The sequence below is a fragment of the Pseudomonas sp. WC2 genome (assembly GCF_050586545.1).
Taxonomy (GTDB): Bacteria; Pseudomonadota; Gammaproteobacteria; order Pseudomonadales; family Pseudomonadaceae; genus Aquipseudomonas.
Genome location: NZ_JBOBDR010000019.1, coordinates 1 through 24,651, shown reverse-complemented (window position 1 = coordinate 24,651; position 24,651 = coordinate 1). Strand labels below are relative to the sequence as shown.

General features: G+C 60.8%; 25 protein-coding genes and 1 pseudogene. 15 read left to right on the top strand and 11 right to left on the bottom strand.

Translation table 11 applies throughout. The features are described from left to right. Window positions 1-396 precede the first annotated feature (396 nt). Window positions 397-867 (top strand): DUF1289 domain-containing protein, encoded by a 471-nt coding sequence (locus ACQ4OE_RS21430; RefSeq protein WP_038366489.1) that lies wholly within the window; start codon window positions 397-399, stop codon window positions 865-867. A gap of 102 nt (window positions 868-969) precedes the next feature. Here ACQ4OE_RS21430 and ACQ4OE_RS21425 read toward each other — a convergent pair whose 3' ends face one another. Next, window positions 970-1,833 carry a universal stress protein gene (locus tag ACQ4OE_RS21425; protein WP_430947828.1) on the bottom strand — a complete coding sequence of 288 codons (864 nt, stop codon included), beginning with the start codon at window positions 1,831-1,833 and terminating at the stop codon, window positions 970-972. Window positions 1,834-1,992: 159 nt separating this feature from the next. Between ACQ4OE_RS21425 and ACQ4OE_RS21420 the strand changes: the two genes are divergently transcribed. Then, window positions 1,993-2,601 carry a tRNA isopentenyl-2-thiomethyl-A-37 hydroxylase MiaE gene (locus tag ACQ4OE_RS21420; RefSeq protein WP_122594357.1) on the top strand — a complete coding sequence of 203 codons (609 nt, stop codon included), beginning with the start codon at window positions 1,993-1,995 and terminating at the stop codon, window positions 2,599-2,601. Between the two features lie 135 nt (window positions 2,602-2,736). Here the strand turns inward: ACQ4OE_RS21420 and ACQ4OE_RS21415 are convergent, their stop codons facing one another. Together ACQ4OE_RS21415 and ACQ4OE_RS21410 are read right to left on the bottom strand one after the other, a co-directional pair. Beyond that, window positions 2,737-3,111 carry a DUF6124 family protein gene (locus tag ACQ4OE_RS21415; protein ID WP_430947827.1) on the bottom strand — a complete coding sequence of 125 codons (375 nt, stop codon included), beginning with the start codon at window positions 3,109-3,111 and terminating at the stop codon, window positions 2,737-2,739. A 438-nt stretch (window positions 3,112-3,549) separates the two neighbouring features. Beyond that, window positions 3,550-4,038 (bottom strand): GFA family protein, encoded by a 489-nt coding sequence (locus tag ACQ4OE_RS21410; protein WP_430947826.1) that lies wholly within the window; start codon window positions 4,036-4,038, stop codon window positions 3,550-3,552. Window positions 4,039-4,205: 167 nt separating this feature from the next. Here ACQ4OE_RS21410 and ACQ4OE_RS21405 point away from each other — a divergent pair, with 167 nt between their 5' ends. The 4 genes from ACQ4OE_RS21405 (at window position 4,206) to ACQ4OE_RS21390 (ending at window position 8,910) form a co-directional block, all read left to right on the top strand. After that, the gene (locus tag ACQ4OE_RS21405; protein ID WP_430947825.1) at window positions 4,206-5,090 is read left to right on the top strand and encodes a LysR substrate-binding domain-containing protein; all 885 of its coding nucleotides are present in this window, start codon (window positions 4,206-4,208) and stop codon (window positions 5,088-5,090) included. Between the two features lie 98 nt (window positions 5,091-5,188). Next, on the top strand, window positions 5,189-6,304 hold the full coding sequence (gene aguA, locus ACQ4OE_RS21400) for an agmatine deiminase (protein ID WP_430947824.1): 1,116 nt from the start codon (window positions 5,189-5,191) through the stop codon (window positions 6,302-6,304). Window positions 6,305-6,306: 2 nt separating this feature from the next. After that, entirely contained in the window at window positions 6,307-7,404 is a 1,098-nt protein-coding gene (locus ACQ4OE_RS21395) for an extracellular solute-binding protein (RefSeq protein ID WP_430947823.1), read from the top strand. 198 nt (window positions 7,405-7,602) lie between these two features. Further along, window positions 7,603-8,910 (top strand): hypothetical protein, encoded by a 1,308-nt coding sequence (locus tag ACQ4OE_RS21390; protein ID WP_430947822.1) that lies wholly within the window; start codon window positions 7,603-7,605, stop codon window positions 8,908-8,910. A gap of 26 nt (window positions 8,911-8,936) precedes the next feature. Here the strand turns inward: ACQ4OE_RS21390 and ACQ4OE_RS21385 are convergent. From ACQ4OE_RS21385 to ACQ4OE_RS21375, 3 genes and pseudogenes are all read right to left on the bottom strand, one after another. Then, window positions 8,937-9,548 (bottom strand): annotated as a pseudogene (locus tag ACQ4OE_RS21385) (DNA-3-methyladenine glycosylase family protein). Between the two features lies 1 nt (window position 9,549). Continuing rightward, window positions 9,550-10,347, bottom strand: a complete 798-nt coding sequence (locus tag ACQ4OE_RS21380; RefSeq protein WP_430947821.1) for an isocitrate lyase/PEP mutase family protein — start codon at window positions 10,345-10,347, stop codon at window positions 9,550-9,552. Between the two features lie 32 nt (window positions 10,348-10,379). Beyond that, entirely contained in the window at window positions 10,380-11,462 is a 1,083-nt protein-coding gene (locus ACQ4OE_RS21375; protein WP_430947820.1) for a bifunctional transcriptional activator/DNA repair enzyme AdaA, read from the bottom strand. Between the two features lie 108 nt (window positions 11,463-11,570). Here ACQ4OE_RS21375 and ACQ4OE_RS21370 point away from each other — a divergent pair, with 108 nt between their 5' ends. Continuing rightward, window positions 11,571-11,984 (top strand): VOC family protein, encoded by a 414-nt coding sequence (locus tag ACQ4OE_RS21370; protein WP_430947819.1) that lies wholly within the window; start codon window positions 11,571-11,573, stop codon window positions 11,982-11,984. Between the two features lie 3 nt (window positions 11,985-11,987). On the opposite strand, the gene ACQ4OE_RS21365 is transcribed toward ACQ4OE_RS21370, so the two are convergent. Then, complete coding sequence (locus ACQ4OE_RS21365; protein ID WP_430947818.1) at window positions 11,988-12,608, bottom strand: LysE family translocator; 621 nt, start codon at window positions 12,606-12,608, stop codon at window positions 11,988-11,990. A 253-nt stretch (window positions 12,609-12,861) separates the two neighbouring features. Here ACQ4OE_RS21365 and ACQ4OE_RS21360 point away from each other — a divergent pair, with 253 nt between their 5' ends. The 3 genes from ACQ4OE_RS21360 (at window position 12,862) to ACQ4OE_RS21350 (ending at window position 16,515) form a co-directional block, all read left to right on the top strand. Then, window positions 12,862-13,476 (top strand): biliverdin-producing heme oxygenase, encoded by a 615-nt coding sequence (locus tag ACQ4OE_RS21360; RefSeq protein WP_430947817.1) that lies wholly within the window; start codon window positions 12,862-12,864, stop codon window positions 13,474-13,476. Next, window positions 13,473-15,710 carry an ATP-binding protein gene (locus tag ACQ4OE_RS21355; RefSeq protein WP_430947816.1) on the top strand — a complete coding sequence of 746 codons (2,238 nt, stop codon included), beginning with the start codon at window positions 13,473-13,475 and terminating at the stop codon, window positions 15,708-15,710. Before ACQ4OE_RS21360 ends, ACQ4OE_RS21355 begins: the two co-directional genes overlap by 4 nt. 217 nt (window positions 15,711-15,927) lie before the next feature. Beyond that, window positions 15,928-16,515: a LysE family translocator gene (locus ACQ4OE_RS21350; protein ID WP_430947815.1), complete on the top strand. Its 588-nt coding sequence runs from the start codon at window positions 15,928-15,930 to the stop codon at window positions 16,513-16,515. A 9-nt stretch (window positions 16,516-16,524) separates the two neighbouring features. Here ACQ4OE_RS21350 and ACQ4OE_RS21345 read toward each other — a convergent pair whose 3' ends face one another. The 3 genes from ACQ4OE_RS21345 to ACQ4OE_RS21335 form a co-directional block, all read right to left on the bottom strand. After that, entirely contained in the window at window positions 16,525-17,358 is an 834-nt protein-coding gene (locus ACQ4OE_RS21345) for an AraC family transcriptional regulator (protein WP_430947814.1), read from the bottom strand. Between the two features lie 35 nt (window positions 17,359-17,393). Continuing rightward, the gene (locus tag ACQ4OE_RS21340) at window positions 17,394-17,897 is read right to left on the bottom strand and encodes a VOC family protein (RefSeq protein ID WP_430947813.1); all 504 of its coding nucleotides are present in this window, start codon (window positions 17,895-17,897) and stop codon (window positions 17,394-17,396) included. 82 nt (window positions 17,898-17,979) lie between these two features. Continuing rightward, window positions 17,980-18,648, bottom strand: a complete 669-nt coding sequence (locus tag ACQ4OE_RS21335; protein WP_430947812.1) for a class I SAM-dependent methyltransferase — start codon at window positions 18,646-18,648, stop codon at window positions 17,980-17,982. Window positions 18,649-18,794: 146 nt separating this feature from the next. Between ACQ4OE_RS21335 and ACQ4OE_RS21330 the strand changes: the two genes are divergently transcribed. Continuing rightward, window positions 18,795-19,187 carry a GFA family protein gene (locus tag ACQ4OE_RS21330; RefSeq protein ID WP_430947811.1) on the top strand — a complete coding sequence of 131 codons (393 nt, stop codon included), beginning with the start codon at window positions 18,795-18,797 and terminating at the stop codon, window positions 19,185-19,187. Between the two features lie 84 nt (window positions 19,188-19,271). On the opposite strand, the gene ACQ4OE_RS21325 is transcribed toward ACQ4OE_RS21330, so the two are convergent. Further along, window positions 19,272-20,102: an alpha/beta fold hydrolase gene (locus ACQ4OE_RS21325; RefSeq protein ID WP_430947810.1), complete on the bottom strand. Its 831-nt coding sequence runs from the start codon at window positions 20,100-20,102 to the stop codon at window positions 19,272-19,274. 266 nt (window positions 20,103-20,368) lie between these two features. Between ACQ4OE_RS21325 and ACQ4OE_RS21320 the strand changes: the two genes are divergently transcribed. The 4 genes from ACQ4OE_RS21320 to ACQ4OE_RS21305 all read left to right on the top strand — a co-directional run bounded on the left by ACQ4OE_RS21320 (window position 20,369) and on the right by ACQ4OE_RS21305 (window position 24,616). After that, window positions 20,369-20,824, top strand: coding sequence for a (2Fe-2S)-binding protein (locus tag ACQ4OE_RS21320; RefSeq protein WP_003224136.1), 456 nt, complete (start codon window positions 20,369-20,371; stop codon window positions 20,822-20,824). 22 nt (window positions 20,825-20,846) lie between these two features. Further along, on the top strand, window positions 20,847-23,009 hold the full coding sequence (locus tag ACQ4OE_RS21315) for a molybdopterin cofactor-binding domain-containing protein (protein WP_430947809.1): 2,163 nt from the start codon (window positions 20,847-20,849) through the stop codon (window positions 23,007-23,009). Window position 23,010: 1 nt separating this feature from the next. Then, window positions 23,011-23,589 (top strand): hypothetical protein, encoded by a 579-nt coding sequence (locus ACQ4OE_RS21310; protein WP_122599556.1) that lies wholly within the window; start codon window positions 23,011-23,013, stop codon window positions 23,587-23,589. Between the two features lie 61 nt (window positions 23,590-23,650). Then, entirely contained in the window at window positions 23,651-24,616 is a 966-nt protein-coding gene (locus ACQ4OE_RS21305) for a sensor domain-containing diguanylate cyclase (protein ID WP_430947808.1), read from the top strand. Window positions 24,617-24,651 lie beyond the last annotated feature (35 nt).

The window sequence follows — 24,651 nt, the reverse complement described above, 5'->3', positions numbered from 1 at the left end:
TCAGTGGTCCCAAATGGGTGTCCGGGACGCTCATCCCGAAATTGCCGTACTCATGCTCCTCACGACGTTGTGGGTCGTTCGGCCAGAATTACCGGCAATTCCTTACAGAAGCTGCTTTCAAAGTTTTACGCCTGCAGAACGGGGAGCTGATGAGGGTTGGCGTTGGGCTTTTCCCCGCTGGAAAAACCCCTCGCCAACACCGCTCTGAAGGAACGACTGTGCTCGTGACGCTTTGAAAACAGCTTCTAACGGACATTGGCGCCTTAAAAGGCTGGCTGATTCTACGGCAAAAAAAATTTAAAGGTAAGTTCGTCCCTGAAGTTTGAGGGGTGATGAATGTTAGACAAAGGGCTAACATGCCGACCTGTTCCGCGTTTCAGTGCCTTTGCCTATCTTATGCCCAATCAGACCATCAAGACCCCCTGCGTCGGCCTCTGCTCCACTGTTTACGGTGATCTGGTGTGCCGTGGCTGCAAGCGTTTTCACCACGAAGTGATCCATTGGAATGGGTACAACGAGGAGGAAAAGCGGGCGGTGTGGTTGCGACTGGAACAATTGCTGTCACAAGTGATGGCGGGCAAGGTCGAGATTTTTGATTCGGCGCGTCTGCGCGAACAGCTCGAACAGCGCAAGATCCGCTTCGTGCCGCATCAGTCGGAATATTGCTGGGCTTATCAGCTGATTGCTCGCGGCGCGCGGGTGATCATTAATCTGGAAGCCTACGGGATGGTGTTGCTGCCCGAGTTTCGCGACTGGAACCTGCCGGAATTGCGCGACGCCATTGATCGGGAATTCTTCCTGCTGTCGGAAGCGCACTACCAGCGCTATATCGCCCCCGGTTTTCTCAAGGATGCCTTCGGCGCCTGAAGATCAAAAACTTCGCGAGCAGGCTCGCTCCGACAGGGGGAATGCATTCCAATTGTGGGAGCGAGCCTGCTCGCGAAGGCGCCGGTTCAGGCACCGCAATGCTCAGTGCTTCACCGCCAACTCCACCAAATGATCCTCAACCTCCTGCGGCTTGAGCACCAACACATCACTCTCCAGCTCATCCAGAACCACTTCAGCGGTATTACCGATCAAAGCCCCGGACAGCCCGGTCCGTGCCACAGTGCCGATCACCGTCACCGCCGCCTGCAGCTTGTGCGCCATAAACGGAATCAGCACATCCGCTGGGCCTTCCTCGATGTGCAGGTGTTCATCGTCAACATCGAATTCCGCCTGAAACGCCCGGCATTGCTCGCGATAACGCGCTTCGATGGTTTCGCTCAGTTGCAGCGTCGGATCGGTCGCCGACAACATCGGTGAGGGATGCGCCGCAATCACATGCAGATGCGCCTTGGCCAGACTGGCAATGTCATAGCCGTGATCAATGATCGTGGTGTGCAAATGCCGGTGCTCGCCATCGGTGTTGCCGACGTCCACCGCCGCCAGAATCACTTTGTCCTTCCACGAACCGGCCGTTTTCACCAGCAGCACCGGGGTGGGGCAGTGGCGCAGCAGTTTCCAGTCTGCCGGGGTCAGCAGGGCTTTTTTCAGCGAGCTGTCGGGGAAATGCTGCTTGATCACCAGCCCGCAGCCCTCGGCCTGCTGCACATCGATGATGGTTTCGTGCAGGCTTTCATTCCACGCCTGTTCGGTGGTCACGCTGTAGCCGTCCTCCAGCAGCGCGGATTTGAGCACGCCGAGCATGCCCGCGTGGTCGTGCTTCTTGTCGCACACCAGCAGGTGCAGATGGGCCTGAGTCACACCGGCGATCAACTTGGCACGCTTGAGCGCCAGGCTGTCCGAATGTTCGGGTTCGATGACCACCAGAATGCTGCGAATGGCTTGCATGAGCGGAGTCTCCAGCAAAGAAAAGGCACGGCGTTGCACAACTATAGTTGCTGCCCGAACGTGCGCGACTTGACGCATATCAACGCGCGCGGCTGGTGGTCTGCGGGCAGGCCGGTATAATCGGCGCCCTTCGCTCGAACACCATTAGCCGTGAGCCCCATGATCCTTCCCGAAATCCACGAATTCCTTGGCTGCCGCACCCCCGACGCCTGGGTCCAGGCCGCACTGGCCGATCAGGAAACCCTGCTGATCGACCACAAGAACTGCGAATTCAAAGCCGCCAGCACCGCCCTGAGCCTGATCGCCAAGTACCACTCCCACGTCGACCTGATCAACATGATGTCGCGCCTGGCCCGGGAAGAACTGGTGCACCACGAACAAGTGATGCGCATCATGAAACGCCGCAAGATCGAACTGCGCCAACTGCACGCCGGGCGCTACGCCTCAGGCCTGCGCAAAGTGGTGCGCAGTCACGAACCGGTGAAACTGGTGGATACGCTGGTGGTCGGCGCCTTTATCGAAGCGCGCAGCTGCGAACGCTTTGAAGCGCTGGTGCCGCACCTGGATGAAGAGTTGGGCAAGTTTTACTTTGGCTTGCTGAAGAGTGAAGCGCGGCATTTTCAGGGGTATTTGAAACTGGCTTACCAGTACGGGGATGCGAAGGACATTGCCCAGGTGATCGACAAGGTTCGTGCTGCCGAGCAGGAACTGATCGAATCGCCGGATGAGGAATTTCGCTTTCACAGTGGTGTGCCGGCGCACGTCTGACGCGATGATCTTTCCCACGCTCTGCGTGGGAACGCAGCCCGGGGTGCTCCGCGTCCCCTCCAGAGCCGAACGCAGAGCGTCCGTTGAGGCATTCCCACGCGGAGCGTGGGAACGATCAACTGGGCGTCGATTCAATCAGTGAGTACTGCCCACACCAGCCAAATCCAGATTATCCAGCGCCCGATTCACCGCCAATTCCCCGAGCATGATCAACTGCGCAATCCCCAACAGCGCCCGACGCTGCGGCGCGGGCAATCGGTCGGCCCAATCCTGGGCGATGGTCTTGGCCGAGGCGAGTGTCGCACTGGCATCGGCCAGCAGCTCTTCGTTTTTGTTGTCGGCCGTGACGGCGTACATCCCGCGGGTCCTGCCTGGCGGCGGCGGGGAGCCGGGCGGGCAGAGGTAATGATCGAGGGCGCGGTCGGCGGCTTCGTGGAGTTTGTTGGAATCGAGGGATTCGTAGGGGGAGGTGGGGTCGGTTTCGGGTGGGTTGGGTGTGGGTTTGATCATGGTGAAGCTCCTTGATTGGTGGAGCCGCCACATTTCGCTGCGAAACGAAGAGAGGTGGCAGCTGTACGCAGGTTCGCAGACCGGGAATCAAGGCACCCGGCATACCCGAAGGTATCCCGCGCACAGCCGCCATGAAGGATCGTTGCCACAAATTTAATGGCAGCGATTGGGAGCGCTGTGCGCCTTGATTGATCCGAGCTGCGAAACCCGATCGCTGAATGTGTCAGCGACCGACCCACAATAAAACCTGCCTCCAAGGCACACAAGCCGGCGGATTCTGGCTTAGCTGTAGGCAAAGGCGCAAGGATGTGTAGCCTCTCAGCGTGTCAGCAAGTTTCCGCTAAACAGGAATGTTTAAAATCAAAAGTGCCTGATTGTTAAAAACACTCGCTAGCCCTGCTGGCGATGAGGCCATCAAAACAGCCGCAGTTTTCCTGCCTAACGAACCAGTCCGAGGCGCTCATGCCACTGCGCAATGGACTCTTCGGGATACACCTCAAACTCCTGATCCTTGGCCTTCGCCTCCACCTCAATCCACGGCGCCTTCGAACCCAGCATCAAATGCGTGTGCTCCGGCGGCACCGGCAGCGCGGTATCGATGGCCGAGGCGAACGGGTGGATCAGCTCTGGCCATTCCGGGCTGAACAGCCATAAGCCGCTGCCGCACAGCGAGCAGAAGTGCCGTTCGGCGCTGCTGCGGTGGGCGCGTTTGTCGCCGGCGTCTTTCATTTTCGCGTGGTAGATCGTGATGTGCTTGCGGCCCTGAACTTTGAGCGTGGTTGCGTCGCCGCTGAGGTTGATCGCGTAACCGCCGCCGCCCTGAGTCTTGCGGCAGATCGAGCAGTAGCAGCGTTGATACGGGTAGGGGTGGGCGCTGATCAGGGTGAATGTCACGGCGCCGCAATGGCAGGAACCTTCAAGGTGCATGGGGGCCTCCGGTTGGCGTTTGGATAGTTCGGTTCAGCCTAGAAGATCTGCGGTGGATGTGCTGACCCCATCGCTAGCCCTGCTAGCGATGAACGATCACGCGGTCCCACTGGACGCCCACCGCCAGTACGGTCAGCATGTCCGGCTAAAAACAGGGATCAGAACGCATGCGCCGATTACCCTCGCTCGCCGCCCTCAGAACCTTCGAATGCGCCGCTCGCCATGCGCATTTTGGCCGGGCCGCCGCCGAGCTGTGCGTCACCGACAGCGCCGTCAGCCATCAGATCAGGCAGCTCGAAGAACAACTCGGCGTCTCGCTGTTCATCCGCGAAGGCCGGCAGATCCGTCCGACCATCGCCGCCGGGCGCCTGATGCAAAGCCTGCAGCAAGCCTTCGAACTGATCGGCGATGCCTGCGATGAACTGCGTGATCCGTCCTCGCTCGCCGTGCTCAGACTGGCCGTCACCGCGGAACTGGCGCAGAAGTGGCTGATGAGTCGCCTCAGCGATTTCTATGCGCGCTACCCGCACATCACGCTGCACCTCTACGAACAGCCGATCGATGCGAGCGCGCCGGGCGAAGACATCGATCTGGCGATCACCTACGGCACCGGCCCGGTCGACAGCAGCGCCTATTTCGTCCGCCCGTTGCCAGCGCTGCAATTCTTTCCGGTGTGCAGCCCCGGCCTGTTCAACCAGGGCTCGCTGAAAACGCCGAAGGACCTGGCGCGCCATTGCCTGTTGCACGACGATCAGGACGGCAAGACCTGGACCGCGTGGCTGACCAGCCACGCTGGCGATCTGCGCCCCGAGCGCCAGTTGTATTTCGCCCATGCCGGGCTGGCGCTGGAAGCTGCCGCGCAAGGGCAGGGCGTGGCGATGGGCGATAATCTCACCGCGCAGGAAGATTTGCAGAGTGGCCGTCTGGTACGGCCGTTCACCTCAAGCATGACCGCGCTCGGCCAATATGCGCTGGTCTGCGAACGGGTGCGGATGGAGCGCCCGGCCGTGGCGCAGATGCTCGAATGGTTCAACGATCAACTGGCCGATTGATGAGTTGAATTCAACTGTTCCGCAATAATCATCGTTGGCGAGCCTGCCGCCGCCGACCGTAGCCTGTGGTCATTCCCAGCCCAAGACGAGGTTTGACCATGGCACGTTCACTCGACTCCACCCCCAAACAGGACGGCTTCCGTCTGCCCGGCGAATTCGAAACCAAATCCGGCTGCTGGCTCGGCTGGCCGGAGCGCACCGATGTCTGGCGCAACGGCGCCAAGCCTGCGCAGAAAGTCTGGGTGCAGATCGTCACCGCCATCTCCCACAGCGAACCGGTCACCGTGTGCGCCTCGGCGGCACAATTCGCCACCGCCCGCCGTCAATTGCCGCCGCAAGTGCGGGTCGTCGAAATGACCTGCAACGACACCTGGTTCCGTGACAGTGGCCCATGCTTTGTGGTCAACGATCAGAGCGGTGAAGTGCGCGGCGTCGACTTTGAGTTCAATGCCTACGGCGGCCTCGACGGCGGCTTGTACTACCCGTGGGACAAGGACGATCAGATCGCCAGCAAGATCCTCGAAATCGAACGCTTCGACCGCTATCGCGCACCGCTGATCGCCGAACTCGGCGGCATTCAGGCCGACGGCCAGGGCAGCATTCTCACCACCGAACAATGCCTGCTCAATCGCAATCGCAACCAGCATCTGGGCAAAGACGAAGTCACCCGCCGCCTCACCGATTACCTCGGGGCCGAGCAAGTGATCTGGCTGCCGCGTGGCTGCAAGTTCGACGAAACCGACGGCCATGTCGACGATCTCGCCTGTTTTGTGCGTCCCGGCGAAGTGGTGCTGCAGTGGACCGACAATCGCGACGATCCGCAGTGGGAAATCTATCAGGAGGCTTACGACATTCTGCGCAGCACCCGCGACAGCCGTGGCCGCGAACTGATCGTGCACAAACTGCCGCAACCGGATGTGCTCGAATGGACCGCCGAAGAAGCCGAAGGCCTGGATCAGCAAGACAGCACTCACACCCGTCAGGCCGGGACGAAAATCTGCGCCTCGTACATCAACTATTACGCCGGCAACAGCTCGATCGTCGTGCCGTTGTTTGGCGATCACAATGACAAAGTCGCCATGGCGACGCTGGCCGAACTGTTCCCGCAGCACAAAATCGTCGGCATCGAGAACTCCCGGGAAATCCTCCTTGGCGGCGGCAACGTCGCGTGCATCACCATGCCGCAATACGCCGGCCTGAAAAAAGGAGCCTGAGCATGCGCCTGCACAAACTGACTCAAGCCTTGATGCTGGTGCTCGCACCTTTGTGTGTGCAGGCCGCCGACAGCGCCAAACCGGTGGTTAATCTGTACATCTGGGGCGAGTACCTGGCCCCGGATACGTTGAAGAATTTCGAGGCGAAAACCGGCATTCATGTGGTCGCCGATCACTTTGATTCACTGGAAACCGTCGAGACCAAACTGCTCACCGGCCGCAGCGGCTACGACCTGGTGCTGACCGCTGGCCAGCACCTGTCGCGGGCCATCGAAAGCGGTGCGATTCAGCCGCTGGACAAGGCGCGTGTGCCGCACTTTGCCGGGGTGGGCGAAGAGTTTCGTCAGCACATGGCGGTGTTCGATCCTGGCAATCGTTACGCCGGCATCTATGCCTGGGGCACCACTGGGGTGGGCTATCAGGAACAGGCGATCAAGCAGCGTCTGGCGGATGCGCCGAGGGACAGTTGGGCGATGCTGTTCGACCCGGCGGTCGTATCGAAATTTGCCGATTGCGGGGTGAGCCTGCTCAACGATCCCAACGAAGTGTTTGCCGCCGTGATGAAGTACATGGGCCTGGACATCAACCGCCAGAACCTCGATGACCTGAAACTGGCCGAGCAGCAACTGGCGAAGATCCGCCCCTACATCCGCTACTTCGATAACGACCTGAACATCAGCGACCTCGCCAACGGCAATACCTGCGTGGCGATGTCGTGGAACGGCAACGTGGCGATTGCCGCCGGTCAGGCCGAAGCGGCCAACAAACCGTTTAAATTGAGCTACCGGATTCCCAAGGAAGGCACTTTGATGTGGTTCGACGCCATGGTCATTCCCAAAGATGCGCCGCATCCAGAGGCCGGGTTGGCGTTGATGGATTATCTGATGACGCCCGAAGTGATCGCGCCGATCACCGACACCATTCACTACGCCAATGCGATCACGGCGGCGGATGGTTTGGTCGATGCCTCGATTCGCAATGACCCGGGGACGTATCCGTCCGCCGCTGTGCGGGTTTCGCTGTACAGCAAGAACGACAATGGCAAGGCGTTCAACCGCGCGTTGATCCGGGCCTTCAGTCGGTTGAAGTCAGGGCTGTGAGCGTTTAGCTGGACGTATTTTGAATTGGTTGCGCAGGGCGGCCGGGGCGGGCCGATGGTATTTTTCCCGGCGCTGGTTCTCTGCTGACAGAGACCGATCCAATTTCCATTCAAGGATGAATGATTCATGGGTAACAAAACGCCTGGCAAAAGCCCAGGCACTTCTACAAGTTCGGTTGATAGCCCCTTGCGGCCAGGAGTGGCCGACAACGTCCCGACACTGCGCCCGGACGGGCCACCGCGTTTTGATCCGGATACGGCCGCCGTACTGCGTTTGCCGGATTTGCCCGGGGCCAGCAGCCCGTCACCGGAGGCGGCGCCCGCCGTGACGTTGGCTGTCTCGGTGGCCGACGCCGCTGCGCAACCTGCCGCCACGCCAACCCCCAAATCCCGGCCTCTGCGGTATTACCGGATCCCCGCCGCCATCCATTTGCCGGACGCCGATGTGCAAGGCTTCCATGTGTTTCAGGGGCGGCAACTGGTGGCGGTGCAGGGTGGTTTTGTCCATGTCGGCATCGACCCCGAGACCGGCCAGTACCGGGCGCGATTGGCCAGTGAGACCCTTCCTTCGGGGCCGGTGGTCGAGCGCATCGGCGAAACGGTAATCTGGCGTGAGTTGGCCGAAACCCGGTCAAAGGTTTATCGCTCGGCGGTCGAAGAAGGTGCCGAGATTCGGCCGTCGCGTGAGCAGGACATGGAGTCGGATCACTCCGACGACGACTATGTGCTGGCGTCCGAATCCATGCCCATCGCCGCGTATTCACCGAAGGAGCTGAGGTTGATGCGCCACCCTACGCCTCACTCGTTCATCGACAATCGGCTGGGTAGTTATGACCGGGCCAACAATGGCCGCTATCCGCTGCGCGATTCCCGAGGCCGACCGATCCGCATCCGCAAGATCGGCTCCAAAGGCATCTCGGACTCGGGCGCTGACTACCGAGCGGCAGCGGTCAAACCCTATATCCAGTTCGAAGGCTACGAGGCCGTCGGCAGGCTGTACGAAGAAAAACTCGAAGTGCGGCGCTTTACGGTAGCTGACGCACAAGTGACCCAGGAACTCGCGATGGTCGGCCAGATGATGGTGGTGGCCAACCGGCGCATCGCCAAAGGTGAGGCGCTGGGGATTTACGGCGGCACGGTCATGCCCTTGAAGTTCATCAGCCCCGAGCACCAGACGTTCACCATGTTTGTCGGTGAAGCCGTGCGCTACGGCGCCGGCAACCTGATCCAGGAGCCGTTGGTGATCCTCGGCGACAACGCCACGTCGAGGATCAATTCCAACTTTGAATATGACGACCGGGGCAAGCCGGTTCGGCAGTTGTCCACGGGCTACAACGTTGAAACGGTTGGCTTCAATGTCGAAGCTGACCTGATATTGGGTGATACCGCGGTGCGCAAGCCGTACCTGCTGACGGCATTGTTTGCCAGCGAAGATATTCCGGCCGGGAAAGAGCTGCGCATGGATTACCACTATTCCGATCAGGACATGTCCTGGGTGTTTCGTTGAAACGCTGCCAGCGCAGTAGCCCGGGCTCAGCGCATGCGCCACAAGTACCACGCGGCCACGGTGCGGTGCGGGCGCCAGGCTTGGCCGATGTCGATCATCTGTTTGCGCGTCGGTTGTAGTTCGAGTCCTTTCAAACGCCGATAACCTTCGCGCACACCAAAGTCGTCCGCTGGCAGGATGTCCATACGTTCGAGGCTGTAGATCAGCAGCATCTCGACGGTCCAGCGGCCGACGCCACGCAGGCTGATCAGGCGCTCGATCAACGCCTCGTCGTCCATGGCCAGCGCCGTGGCGTAGTCCGGCACCACGCCGTCCAGCGTGGCCTGGGCGATGCCTTGAAGGGTGGCGATTTTGCTGGCGGAGAAGCCGCAACTGCGCAGGGCGTCGAAGTCGCTGGCGAGGATTTGTTCGGGACGGGGAAACGACTGTCCGGGAAACAACCCGACCAGCCGCCCGATAATCGCATCGCCGGCCTTGGCGTGCAGCTATTGATAGGCGATGGCCCGCACCAGCGATTCGTACGGATCCCGTGCCGGGTGTGGCTGATGCAGGCACGGACCTACCGCGCTGATGTGGCGCCGCCAGTCGTCGTCGAGTGCGGCCAGGTAGTCGCTGGCCGCTTGAAAGCGCTCGGACATGCTATTTCAACAGGCCGTTGACTTCGCCATAGCTGAACGCCTTGAGGTCGCGGGTATCGAGTTTGCCGCTGGCGAGGAAGCTCTTGACCAGTCCGCCCATCGCCCCGTAGAGAAATTCGGCGATGCCGGAACCGGCGCTCAGGCGACGGACACCCAACGCCTGCAGTTCAGCAGGTGACGGCAGGCAGTCGAAGCCGAGGACGTTGACCGGCAGGGCGGTGCCTTTGCAGATGGCTTCGATTTCGTAAGCGGAGGTGACACCTGCCGCGAACAAGCCATCCGTGCCGGCAGCCTGATACAGCGCCGCGCGATGCAGGGTTTCGGCGACGCGATCTTCGGCGGGCACCAGACCACGCAGGTAAACGTCGGTGCGTGCGTTGATGAACAGTTTCACATTGCGTTTGCTGGCCACCGCTCGGGCGACTTCGATCTTGCGCGCGAGCAGCTCGGGATCGGCAGAACCGTCCTCGATGTTGATGCCCACCGCTCCGGCGGCAATTACCGCATCCAGCACTTCGGCGACGCGGCCAAGATCATCGGAATAGCCGGCTTCGATGTCCACGGTCAACGGCACGCTGATCACCCGCGCGATGGATTCCACAGTGGAAACCAAACGTTCGAGGGGCAGGGTGTTGCCGTCGGGGTAACCGTGGGCCCACGCCACTGCTGCGCTGCTGGTGGCGACGGCGGCACCGCCGAGGTGTTCGACCAGTCGCGCGCCCGTGGCGTCGGCGACGTTGGTCAGAATCAACAAGCCCTGTTGATGCAACTGGTGAAACCGAGAATCGAGGGTGTTCATCAAAATTCCTTCTTGTGAATGAATCGCCTGGGTCAGAAAGCCAGTGCCTGGGTGAGTTGCACTGCTGCGTTTTCCAGGCGTAGCAGAAACGCTTTGCGCGGTTGCCCACCACCATAGCCGGTCAGCGAGCCATCGGCGCCGATCACCCGATGACACGGCACCACAATCGACAGACGATTGTGCCCGTTGGCCAGACCCACCGCGCGACTGGCGCCCGGTTTACCGAGGCCCGCCGCGAGGTTGCCGTAGGTGGTGGTTTGGCCGTAAGGGATTTGCAACAGTTCGGCCCACACTTGCCGGTCGAATTCGCTACCGGGCAAATGCAGCGGCACGCTGAATGCCTGGAGTGTGCCCGTGAAGTAGGCCGCCAGTTGCTCTTCGATTTGCCGCAAATGCGCGTTGTGTCCCGGCGCGACCACATAACCGTAGCGGTTCTGCAACTCTTCGACCTCGCGGGTCAACGCCGGACGGTCGAGAAACTCCAGCAGCACCAGGCCGCGGCGTTCAGCCATGGCAATCATTGGGCCCAGCGGAGTGGTCAATCGGGTGAACAGCAGCGGTTCACTCTGGGATGCGCGGCCCGGGGTGATGTGGAACGACTTTTGAAACGCATCACGAAAACCGCTGAGGGATTCATAGCCGGAATCGAACGCGGCATGGTCGATCGATGTGCCTTGCTTGATCCCGCCCAGTGCCATGCCGAGGCGCCGGGTGCGCAGCCACGCGTGGAAGGTCATGCCGAAATGCTGTTTGAACCAGCGCCGCAGTTTCAGCGGCTCAATGCCCTCGTCGAGCAGTTGCGCATCGCTCCAGCGCACGTCCGGGTCAGCCTCCACGGCGTTGAGCAGGCGCTGCACCCAGTCCGGGGCGATGGCCGCAGCGTCCAGCGGTTTGCAGCGCAAGCAGGCGCGATAACCGGCGGACAGGCACTCGTCGGCATGGGCGAAGAACTCGACATTCTCCGGTTTCGGCTTGCGCGCCGTGCAACTGGGACGACAGAAGATCCCGGTGGTTTTCACCGCCGTGAAGAACACGCCTTCGTAGGCAGTGTCGCGTTCGAGCATGGCGCGGACCATCTCGGCGTGTGGGGGCAGCACAACGGTTTGTATGTTCATGGCGTGAGGTTAAAACCAGTTCCTCGATGGCTCCACCGAAAAATCGACAGTGAATTTTTCATGATTTGCAGCACAATCAGCGGGTCGCCGAATTCAGGGAGCCAACCCATGCAGCCGTTCACTGTGCAACACATTGATCACATTGTCCTGCGCGTCAAAGACCTGCAGCGCAGCATCGAATTCTACGGCCAGGTATTCGGCGCCGACGTGGTCAAGCGCAACGAGCCGTTGGGCCTGGTGCACCTGCGCGCCGGTACGTCGATGATCGATCTGGTCGATCTGCAAGGCGAACTCGGCCGCAAGGGCGGCGGCGCTGCCGGGGCCGAGCGGCGCAACGTCGATCACTTTTGCCTGCGCATCGAGCCATTCGACGAAGAGGTGTTGATCCAGCACCTGCAAGGCTTCGGCTTAAGCGTTGAAAAAGCCGCGACCCGCTTCGGCGCCGAGGGCAACGGCTTGTCGCTGTACTGCTTCGACCCGGACGGCAATCAGGTCGAACTCAAAGGCCCGAGCGAGGCCTAGACCTTACGCCCGTTTGGCGAACAGCAGCACCGAAGCTGCCGCCGACAACAACCCCGCGCAGCAACGGTTGAAGATCCGTTTGCCGCGCGGCTCGGCAAACCAGCGGCGCATGTGCAGGCCCATCCAGGCGTAGGCGCTGATGGCGATCCATTCCAACAGCAGAAACAGCGTGCCGAGCACGGCAAATTGCGCAGGCACCGGGCGCGCTGGATCGACGAACTGCGGCAGAAACGCGGTGAACAGAAGAATCGCTTTCGGGTTGCCCGCCGCCACCAGAAACTCTTGTCGCGCCAAGGCCAGGAATCCCACCGCTGCGCCATTTACCTGCTGCTCGGCTTCGGTATCGGCGCGCCATAATTGCCAGGCCAGATACAGCAGATACGCCGCGCCAATGATCTTGATCGCATGGAACAGCCATTCCGAGGTCTGCAGCACCACTGACAAACCGGCTCCGGCCAGCGCAATCATTCCGGCGAACGCCAGAATCCGGCCAATGCCGGCGGCGCAGGCGCGTTGAAAACCGTAGCGGGTGGCGTTGCTCACCGACAGCAGGTTATTCGGGCCTGGCGCCATGTTGAGGGCGAAGCAGGCCGGGAGAAAGATCGACAGGGTAGCGAGATCCATGGTGCGGGCTCCAAAAGCACAGAGCGTATTTTTAACACGCCAACCAGCGTTTTGACCCGTACAGTCAGGGGCTGCTCTCGCGGTACAGCGGCGGTCAATCCCGTAGAACTTTTTTGATATCATGCAACTCTGAAGCTGTCAGTGGGCAGAAAAACCTAACTGCCCGGTCAGTAGGGATGCTTGCCGTGATAAATTTGTGCCGGTACGACCCGACCCCGACTGGCCCCAGGCGGCCCCACCAAGAGCGATTTACATGCAAGCAAAGGCCCGTGAAGTTTATGTGCCACCGGTGCTGCAAGATCTGCGAGCCGGCACTGCCGAACTGCACATCGCACTGGAAAAACGCCTTCCCTTTTTTTCCGACACCCTTGACGCGTGCGCCTTTGAGCGCTTGATGCAGGCCTATTACGGTTTCTATCAGCCGCTGGAGCACGCGTTGCAAAGCAGTCATGCCGTTCCCGCCGATTTCGATCTGACCCCACGCCTGAAAACCGCCACGTTGCGCCGTGACCTGCACGCGCTGGGCACTTCGTCCGAAGCGCTGCAATGCCTGCCCATCTGCGCGCAGTTGCCGCAAATCGACAGCGCCGCCGCCAGTCTCGGCGTGCTCTATGTGCTTGAGGGCGCGACCCTCGGCGGGCAGATCCTGCGCCGCGAAATCGCCGCACGTCTGGCGCTGGACGCCGACAACGGCGCCGCGTTTCTCGATGTCTACGGCGCCAGCACCGGCCGCCGCTGGCGCGACTTCATCGAATACCTGAGCAGCCGCCCGCTGGACGCCGCCGAACGTGCGGCCGTCGTCACCGCCGCGCAAACCACATTCAGTTGTTTCGAGCGCTGGCTCGAAAGCCGGGAGGTACTGGCATGACTCCGCAAGACAAACAAGCCTTTGAAGAACTGTTGGCCAACTGTGCCGACGAGCCGATCCGCTTCCCCGGCGCGATCCAGCCCCACGGTCTGCTGTTGACCCTGAGCGAGCCGGCGCTGGAGATCATTCAGGTCAGCGCCAACGTTGAAACCTTGCTCGCGCGCGCGCCGGACAGCTTGATTGGCCAGCCCTTGCAGGCGCTGATCGGCGCGGAACATACCGCGAAGATCCATGAAGCACTGCAACTGCCGACGCTGTCCGACACCGCGCCGCTGCTGTTTCGCGTCAACGGCACCGCGTTCGAAGGCTTGCTGCACCGCCATCAGGGCGTGCTGATTCTCGAACTGGAAATCCACGTCGAAAACTTCCAGCCGCGCAACGTCGCCGGCAATCAGACCCATCTGGGGCGCATGCTCCAGCGCCTGCAAGCGGCCACCACGCTGCAATCGCTGTACGACATCAGCGTCAAGGAAATCCAGGCAATGACCGGTTACGACCGGGTGCTGATCTACCGTTTTGAAGACGAGGGTCACGGCCAGGTCATCGCCGAGGCGTCCGACCCGTCAATGGAAGTGTTCAACGGCTTGTTCTTCCCGGCCTCGGACATTCCCGAACAGGCCCGCGAGTTGTACCGCACCAACTGGCTGCGGATCATCCCCAATGCCGATTACCAACCCGTGCCGCTGGTGCCTAAGTTGCGCCCGGACACGCAAACGCCGCTGGATCTGAGTTTCGCCACCCTGCGCAGTGTGTCGCCGATCCACTGTCAGTACATGAAGAACATGGGCGTGCTGTCGTCGATGAGCATTTCATTGCTCAAGGGCGACAAACTTTGGGGCCTGATCAGTTGCGGCAATCGCCAGCCACTGCACGTGCCGCACGAGTTGCGCATGGCCTGTCAGACCATCGGCCAAGTGCTGTCGCTGCAGATCAGCGCGATGGAAGCGCTGGAACTCAGCCGTCAGCGCGAGGAAAAAGTCGAGGCGCTGGCGCTGCTCAATCAAGCTATGATCGATTCGCCGCAAAACGTCTTCGACGGCCTCGCCGGGCAGCCTCAAGTGCTGATGGCGCTGGCCGGCGCCGGCGGCATCGCGATCATCGAAGACAAACAATTGCACCGCTTTGGCAATTGCCCCGAGCCGGATCAGATTCGCGCGCTGCACAAGTGGCTGCAGGACAGCGGTGAGCCGGTGTTCGCCAGTCATCATCTGGCCAGCGTCTATCCGCCGGCGGCCGACTTTCAGCAGGTGGCCAGTGGTGTGCTCGCCATGAGCTTGCCGAAACCGGTCGACAACGGCGTGCTGTGGTTCCGCCCCGAGGTGAAGGAAAACATCAACTGGAGCGGCGACCCGCGCAAACCGCTGGATCTGGAAAATTCGGACGCCGGTTTGCGCTTGCGCCCGCGCACCTCGTTTGAAATCTGGAAAGTCGAGATGGCCGGGATTTCCACCAAGTGGAGCCATGGCGATCTGTTCGCCGCCAACGATCTGCGACGCTCGGCGCTGGAAAACGATCTGGCGCGTCAGGTGCGTCGCGAGCAGGAAGCGGTGCGCGCTCGTGATGACCTTGTGGCGGTGGTTTCCCACGACCTGCGCAACCCGATGACGGTGATTTCGATGCTGTGCGGCATGATGCAGAAGGCCTTCAGCTCGGATGGCCCGCACACGTCGCGGCGTATTTCCACGGCGATCGACACCATGCAGCAAGCGGCGGGGCGCATGAACATGCTGCTCGAAGACTTGCTCGACACGTCGAAAATCGACGCTGGGCGCTACACCATCACCCCGCAAAAACTCGACGTCAGCCAGATGTTCGAAGAGGCGCAAGCGCTGCTCGCACCGCTGGCGCTGGACAAGGACATCAGCATTTCCTTTGCGGCTGACCCCGACCTGCGTATTCATGCCGACCCCGAGCGGTTGTTTCAGGTGCTGTCGAATCTGGTCGGCAACGCGATCAAATTCACCCCGCGTCTGGGTACCGTCGATGTCCACGCCACGTCGGTCGGCGGTGACATTGTCTTCAGCGTGCGCGACAGCGGTGAAGGCATTCCCAAGGAAAACCTGCCCCACGTGTTCGACCGTTACTGGACAGTGAAGGAAGGCAATCCGACCGGCTCTGGCCTGGGTTTGTACATCACCCAAGGCATCGTCGAAGCCCACGGCGGACGGATCTTCGCCGAAAGCGAACCGGGGCAGGGCAGCGAATTCCGCTTCACCGTGCCACGGCTGGACTAAGCCCCAACACAGCAGCTGTGGGAGCGAGCCTGCTCGCGAAAGCAATCAATCAGTCACTGAGAGGTTGACTGACCTGACGCCTTCGCGAGCAGGCTCGCTCCCACAAGGATTCGTGGCGCTCACAGAAGGTGTGAGCAGCAGGGGCATTTTCTTCAATACCGTCGAGCCTGCGCTGGTTACCGTGGCGCTTCGTTCCTCAAGTTGAAGCAGGTGTGCGATGAGTCTGATTGTTTCGATGGCGGCGTTTGCCTTGGCGGCGTCGATCACCCCGGGGCCGGTGAATATCGTCGCGTTGAGTGCGGGCGCGCAGTACGGCTTTCGCGCGAGTCAGCGGCATGTCGCCGGGGCCACTTTGGGGTTTGTGTTGCTGTTGGTGCTGATGGGGCTGGGCTTGCATGAAGTGCTCACGCGCTGGCCGTTCATGACCCGCGTGGTGCAACTGGCCGGCGTAGCGTTTCTGTTGTTCATGGCGTGGAAACTGGCCACCGATGACGGGCGGTTGAATGCCAAGGACTCGGGGCGTGCGCCGTCGATGTGGTACGGCGCGCTGATGCAATGGCTCAACCCCAAGGCCTGGCTGGCCTGTGTCGCGGGGATGGGCGCGTTTGTCGCTGACGGCGATGCGCGGCTGGTTTGGCAGTTCGCGGCGGTGTACCTGGTGATCTGTTATCTGTCGGTGGGCTGCTGGGTCTATGCCGGGACGTTTTTGCGCGGCTATTTGAGCAATGCCAAAGGCATGCGGGCGTTCAATCGGCTGATGGCGGGGTTGCTGGCGGTGAGTGCGGGGTATTTGGTGCTGACCTGAGCGGTCGGGTCAACCGCGGTATTGTCCCGGCGTGGCCGCCAAATGCTGCTTGAAAGCTCGCTGAAAATGCGCCTGATCGGCGAATCCCGCTTCCAGCGCTACGTCGGCAATCAACTGACCCCGGCGTAGCCGTTCGCGGGCAAACTGTATGCGCTGGTTGACCAGAAAAGCATGCGGCGTCATGCCGTATCGGCTTTTGAAGGCGCGGATCAGGTACGACGGCGACAACTGCGCCGCAGCACAAATGTCGTCCAGGCTGAGCAGATCGGTGCAGTGCTCGCGAATGTAATCGGCGGCGCGTTCAAGTTTGCCATTGGCTTCACGCAACGGTTTGCCGGCAGGGTTAAGGCTCAATTGCAGGTCGCTGAAAAACTCCACCGCCGCGCTTTGTTTGCGCAGGACATCCTGCTGGTCGTCGACCAGCACGGCGTACAACGCTGTCAGGTCGCGAAACAGCCTGGCGTCCTCCAGGTGCGTAGCCGAAAACCGCCGAAACTCAAGCTCCGCGCCAAAGCCCAATTGATGCTGTAAATCCGTCAGCCAGGGCGTCTCGACGTACAGCATCACGTACGACCACGGCTGGTCATCGATTGGATTGCACGCGTGCACATCCCCCGGATTCATCAACACCACGGTGCCCGCCGCCACTTCGAATTGCGCCTGTTCGTGGGCATAGGTGCTGCGCCCGGCCGTGATCGCACCGATGGAGAAGTGCGCGTGGGAATGCCGGGCATAGCAGACTTCGCGACCGTCGACGATGGCGCGCGCCTCGATGAAGGGCAGGGCGTCGTCGCGCCAGAAGCGCGGGGCTTTTTCAGGGTTTTTGGCGGCGGCGTGTTTCATCGTTTTTATTCCCGGCAGACCAGCGTGCCAGTGTATTAGCTCTGGCCGGCAAAGGCCCGTTCGAGTTCGGCGATGTCGAGCTTTTTCATCTGAAACATGGCTTGCATTGCCCGTTGCGACTTGCTGGTATCCGGGTCTTGCATCATGTGCATGAACGCCACCGGCACGATCTGCCACGACACGCCAAACTTGTCCTTGAGCCAGCCGCACTGTTGCGCCTCCACCGGGCCACCCGCCGACAGGTTGCCCCAAAAATGGTCGACCTCTTCCTGATTCTGGCAATTGACCTGAAACGAAATTGCCTCGCTGAACTTGAACAGCGGCCCGCCATTGAGCCCGGTGAACGTCTGACCGTCGAGTTCGAAACTGACGGTCATCACCGCACCCTCCGGCTTGCCGTGATATTCCTGGCCGACCTTGCTGTAGTGGGTTATGGCGGTAATTTTCCCGTGATCGAAGATCGAGCAATAGAACTTCGCGGCAGCCTCGGCCTGATCGTCGAACCACAGGCACGGTGTGAGTTTCTGAAAGCGTTGCATGGCAGTCATCCTCGGCAGGTTAGACAGGCAGGACTATCTCAAGGTTAGTTGGCTCCCACAGGTCGGCGTTGTTTACAAGATTTCAGCGACGCTCTGTAACCATCAGCAGAGATTGCGGCACCGGGCTCTGCGGGTGCTGCGGCTCTTGCAGGCTTACCAGCCTCAGCCCCGCCAAGTCGAGCGCATTGAACCAGCTCGACAAGGTGCGGAAATACCACGGCATCGGCTGCCATGTCCCTTTGAGACCAGCAAAATTTTCCTCCCGCCAGCCATCCTGATAATCCCCGGCCGCGACCGCCCACGGGTGCAAGGTCTGGATCACCAGCGCGCCATCGGCAGCCAGCAACGCGTTCATCGCCGCCAGCAGCGGGATAATGTCTTGATGCAACAGCGAGAAGTTGGCGCAGATCAGATTGAAGTCACGGCCGATATCAATTGTCGCCTCCACCAGTTCGGTATAAGAGGCGACATGCACCGGCGCGGCCCCGGCCAGACGCGCCGCGTCGACCAGCGCCGCATCGCCATCAACCCCTACCGCCTCGATTCCACGATCGGCCAGCGCCCGCAATAACCATCCTTCGCCGCAGCCGAGATCGAGCACGCGTTCGGGCTGACGGCCCATGATCGCCAGTAACAGCGCTTGGTCAGTGACTTGTTGGCGGCTTTCAATGGCGCCGCTGCGGACGGCTTCGATCCAGACGTCGGCGTTGTGCTGCCAGCTCTGTAAAAGGACGGATTCGGGGGAGGGCATGTCAGGGTTCCGGCGACGGAAAGAATCAGTATGGACGTCGAACTGCGGAACGCCACCTGTCGATTATGGACGCGCCGTTGCACGTTCCCGTCGGCGAGTTGCCTTAATATTTCCCGGTATGAAAAAGTCAGTAGAGGAGGTGTGACATGGAGCGATTCATCGGCGGCTGCCTGTGCGGCGATGTCCGTTTCGAAGTGACTGGCCAGCCTTACCGTGTCGGCATCTGCCACTGTCTCGACTGCCGTAAACGCCACGGCGCACTGTTCCACGCCTCAGCGATATTTCCCGAGAACGCGCTGAAGGTGACCGGTGAAACCCGCGATTATAACGGGCGATTTTTCTGCCCACGCTGCGGGTCTCCGGTGTTCACGCGGTCGGCGGATGAAGTCGAAGTCAACGTCGGCTCGCTCGATGAGCCGAACCTGCTCAAGCCCACTTACGAACTCTGGACGATTCGTCGCGAATCCTGGCTGCCGGCGCTTCCATTGGCTCACCATTACGAGCGCGACCGCGAAAGCGCAGGCCGCACCGAAAAATAACTGCAGCCGACATCTTCATTGACTGACCCACCGCCATCGCCAGCAGGGCTGGCTCCCACGAGGAAGTGTGCAAGGCCTGCACATTCAGCTGCGAATGAAAGCCAATAGATCCGCGTTGATCGTGTCTGCCTCTGTCGTCGGCATCCCGTGCGGGAATCCCGGATAGGATTTCAAGGTGCCATTGGGCAGCAATTTCGCCGACAGCGGTCCCGAATTCGCGTACGGCACAATCTGATCATCCTCGCCGTGCATCACCAACACCGGCACAGTGACTTTCTTCAGATCTTCAGTGAAGTCAGTCTGCGAAAACGCGACGATCCCGTCGTAATGCGCCTTCGCCCCACCAATCATGCCCTGACGCCACCAATTGGCAATGACCCCGTCCGAAGCCTTGGCCCCCGGGCGGTTGTAGCCATAAAAAGGTCCGCTCGGAATATCCCGATAAAACTGCGCGCGATTCGCCGCCAGATTCGCCTGAAACTCATCGAACACCGATTTCGGCAGGCCGCCCGGATTGCTCTCGGTCTGCACCATCAATGGCGGCACGGCGCTGATCAGCACACCTTTGGCGACGTTGTCCTGACCATGGCGGGCGATGTAATGGATGACTTCACCGCCGCCAGTGGAGTGGCCGACATGCACCACATTCTTCACGCCCAAGTGATTGACCACCGCCAGCGCATCGTCGGCGTAGTGATCCATATCGTGGCCATCCCAGACCTGGCTCGAACGCCCGTGCCCCCGGCGATCATGGGCAATCACCCGAAAACCCTTGCCGAGGAAGAACAGCATCTGCGCATCCCAATCGTCCGAGCTGAGCGGCCAGCCGTGGTGAAAGTGGATCACTGGCGCGTCTTTCGGGCCCCAGTCCTTGTAGAAAATCTCGACGCCGTCTTTGCTGGTGACAAATCCCATGTTCGCAACTCCAGACCAATCTGATGGATAACCCGCGTGGTAATCGCGGACCGATTTCGCTCATGACGAGTTTTCTACAGCGCGGGCTCAGTGCGAGCCGTTATCAACTGTAGGATTAAAGGCGACATCTGCATGACCGGTGGTCGCAACGTCTGGCTTCAAGCGCAAATTAGGCTTTGCTGAAAGGGATAAGCCGAGGCGCGCGTAGGCATTGATGGCCACAGCGGCGCCCCTTCAGAACACCGTGAGTCTGAGGAAAATCCCCGATGCTGACCTTGAATATCAATGGCAAGGATCAGGAGCTCGATGTCCCCGCGGACATGCCGTTGCTCTGGGTCCTGCGCGATGTCGCGCACCTGACCGGTACCAAATTCGGCTGTGGCATGGCCCAGTGCGGGGCCTGCACCGTACACGTCGACGGCGCGCCGTTGCGTGCCTGCATCACCCCCGCGACCGCCGTGGCCCACGGCCAGAAAATCCTCACCATCGAAGGCCTGTCCACCGACGGCTCGCACCCGGTGCAGCAAGCCTGGGCCGAGCTCGATGTGGTCCAGTGCGGTTACTGCCAGTCGGGGCAGATCATGTCTGCCGCCGCCTTGCTGGCAAAAATCCCCAAACCCACCGACAGCGATATCGATCAGGCGCTCTCCGGCAACATTTGCCGCTGCGGCACCTATCCCCGCATTCGCGCAGCGGTTAAGCGTGCATCGGAAATCGGCTGATCCAATCTGTGGGAGATGGACGATGAACAGTCCTGTATCGCGTCGGGGTTTTCTCAAGGGCAGTGCCGTGTTGGGCGGCGGTCTGGTGGTGGCGTTTGTCGTCCCCGGTGGCCACAAGTTTGCGTATGCAGCCGAGAACGAAGGCAAGGTGTTTGCGCCGAATGCGTTTCTGCGGATCGCGGCGGACAACAGCGTCACCGTGTTGCTGGGGCATTCGGAGATGGGCCAGGGCATCTGGACCGGCCTGACCATGCTGATTGCCGAAGAACTGGACGCCGATTGGTCGAAGATCCGCGTCGAGCATTCGCCTGCGTCGGCAGCGGACTACGGCATGCCCGGGTTTGGTGGCATGCAGATTACCGGCGGTTCGACGTCGACGTGGATGGAGTTTGACCGTTATCGACTGGCCGGCGCGACGGCGCGGCAGATGTTGGTCGAGGCGGCGGCGAAGCGCTTTGAAGTAGCGCCCTCGGCGATCCGCACCGAATCGGGCGTGGTGATCGCGGGCGACAAACGCGCCACTTACGGTGAATTGGCGGATGCCGCCGGGCAACTGCCGGTGCCGGACCCCAAGTCGATCACGTTCAAGGAGGCGAAAGACTGGAAAGTCATTGGCAAACCGACCAAACGCCTCGACACGCCGGAGAAAATCACCGGTCGTGCCAAGTTCGGCATGGACGTTCAGTTCGAAGGCTTGATGACCGCGATGGTTGCTCGTCCTCCGGCGTTCGGTGCCAGTGTGAAATCCTTCGAAGGCGCTGAAGCGCTGGCGGTGCCGGGCGTGCATAAAGTTGTTCAAGTGCCCACGGGCGTGGCGGTGATTGCCGATCATTATTGGGCGGCGAAACTGGGCCGCGATGCGCTGAAGATCGATTGGGATCTGGGGCCGAACGCTGATATGAGCAGTGAAAAGCTGCTGGAGAGTTTCCGCAAACTGGCCGCAACGCAAGGCACCTCGGCGAGTCAGGCCGGGGACGCCAAGGGCAATTTTGGCAAAGCCGCGAAGAAGATCGACGTCGAATACAGCGTGCCGTATCTGGCGCACGCGCCGATGGAGCCGCTCAATTGCACGGTGAAGATCAGTGCCGAAAAATGCGAAATCTGGACCGGCACGCAGTTTCAGACACTGGATCAAATGGTTGCCGGCAAGATCACCGGGCTGAAACCGGAGCAGGTCGAAATCCATACCGAATTCCTCGGCGGCGGTTTTGGTCGCCGGGCCAACCCCACCTCAGATTTCGTCGCTGAAGCGGTGCAAGTGGCGAAAGCCGCGGCGATGCCGTTGAAAACCGTGTGGTCGCGGGAAGATGACATTCGTGGCGGTTACTACCGGTCGATGTTCCTGCATCAGGCGAAGATCGGTTTGGGCGCTGATGGTTTGCCGTCGAGTTGGCAGCATGTGTTGGTCGGGCAGTCGATCATGACTGGCACGCTGATGGAGCCGATGATGGTCAAGAACGGCATCGACCCGACCTCGGTCGAGGGTGTGGCCGACAGTCCTTACGTCAAAGGCCTGGCCCATCACCAGGTCGATCTGCATTCGCCGCAGACCGGCATCAACGTGTTGTGGCTGCGTTCGGTGGGCCACAGCCACACCGGTTTTGTCATGGAATCGCTGATCGATGAAATGGCCACGGCGGCGGGCAAGGACCCGGTCGAATACCGACGCACCTTGCTCAAGGATCATCCTCGGCATTTAGGCGTTTTGAATCTGGCAGTTGAGAAGGCCAATTGGAAAGCGCCGCTGCCGGACGGTCATGCCTTGGGTGTGGCGGTGCACGAGTCATTCGGCAGTTACGTCGCGCAGGTGGCGGAAGTGTCGCAGGACAATCTGGCGATTCGTGTGCATCGCGTGGTTTGCGCGGTGGACTGCGGGATTGCCGTAAATCCGCAGAGCATCGCCGCGCAGATGGAATCGTGCATCACCTTCGGCCTCGGCATGGCGCTGCACAGCAAGCTGACGCTCAAGGACGGCGGGGTCGTACAGTCCAACTATCACGATTATCAGGTGCTGCGGCTCAACGAGATGCCGGTAGTCGAGGTGCATATCGTGCCGAGCAGCGACAAACCCGGCGGCATCGGCGAGGCCGGTGTGCCGCCGACTGCGCCAGCGGTGGCCAACGCGGTGTTCGCCCTGACCGGACAACGTCTGCGCGAGTTGCCGCTGCAACTGTCGGGGGTGTGAGATGAAACGACATCTAGTGTTGGGCACGGTAATTTTGCTGGGGCTGGGCGGTTATGCCTCGGACTTGTTCGCCGATGATCAAGAGGCGCTGAAAGCGTTCGGCACGGTGCAGAAAGTCTTCCAGAGCCCGCGCTGCCAGAATTGCCACATTCCCGGCGATTCGCCGCTGCAGTTTGACGCCGGCATTCCCCATGCGATGAACGTGGTGCGCGGTATGGACGGCAAGGGCGCTGCCGGTTTGCCCTGCGCTACCTGCCACGCTGAAAACAATCCACCGGCCAGTTACGGCCCGCATGCGCCGCCGGGGGCGCCGCACTGGAGCCTGCCGCCGGCGGCGCACAAAATGGCCTGGATCGGCCTGCCGCCGGACAAACTCTGCGCGATGATCAAGGATCGCTCCAGCAACGGCGATCGCGACTTTGCGGCGCTGATCAAACACGTCAGCGAGGACAAACTGGTTCTGTGGGGCTGGAATCCCGGGGCGGGGCGCGCGCCCGTGCCGGTGCCGCACGATATTTTTGTGGCGCAATTCAAACTTTGGGCCGATGCGGGCGGGCCGTGTCCGGTGGCGGGGATCTGATGGGGTGAAGCCTCGCTGATTTGCGCTACGCTCAAGGCATTGATGCCAATGGAGTGTGCGAATGCTGGTTCCAGGAAAACCCGCGAATGAAACGGCGCGGGTTCAAGCGCTGCACGGTCTCGAGCTACTCGATTCCGCCCCCGAAGAGCGTTTCGACCGCCTGACCCGGTTGGCCAAACGCCTGTTCAATGTGCCGATTGCGCTGGTGACACTAGTCGACACCAATCGTCAGTGGTTCAAGTCGTGTGTCGGTCTGGATGTCAGCGAGACGTCGAGGGATGTCTCGTTTTGCGGTCACGCGATCCTGCAGAACGAACTGTTGCTGGTGCCGGATGCTCGGGAAGATGTGCGTTTTCATGACAATCCGCTGGTGACCGGCGCGCCGAACATTCGCTTTTACGCCGGTTATCCGCTCACCGTGCCTAACGGTAACAAGATGGGCACGCTGTGCCTGATCGACACCAAACCGCGTGACCTCGACGAGGAAGAACGCGCGTTGTTGCGTGATCTGGCGGAAATGGCCGAGCAAGAATTGACCGCCGTGCAGATGGCGAGCATGGACGAGTTGACGTTGCTGTCCAACCGTCGCGGTTTCAAGCAACTGGCTCAACATGCGCTGGACGCCTGCGCCCGCCTGGAGCGGCCGGCGACCTTGCTGTTTTTCGATCTCAATGACTTCAAGCAGATCAACGATCTGTACGGCCACGCCGAGGGCGACAGTGCGCTGAAGACCTTCGCCGATGTGCTGCGCATTGCCTTTCGCGAGAGTGATGTGGTCGGGCGACTGGGTGGGGATGAGTTTGTCGCGCTGCTGACCGGGTCGAGCCATATCGAAACCAACAGGATCATGGCGCGGCTCAAGGAGATTCTCGAAGAGCGCAATGCGACGTTGCACCGGGGTTATGCGATTCGCTTCAGTGTTGGCCAGATCGAGTACGACGCCAAACGCCATGACACCGTGGATCGGCTGCTGGCGGATGCGGATGGCGCGATGTATGCGCACAAGCAGGCGTTGAAGGGTTGCTAGTGAATGCGCCGCAGATTCCCTGTAGGAGTGAGCCT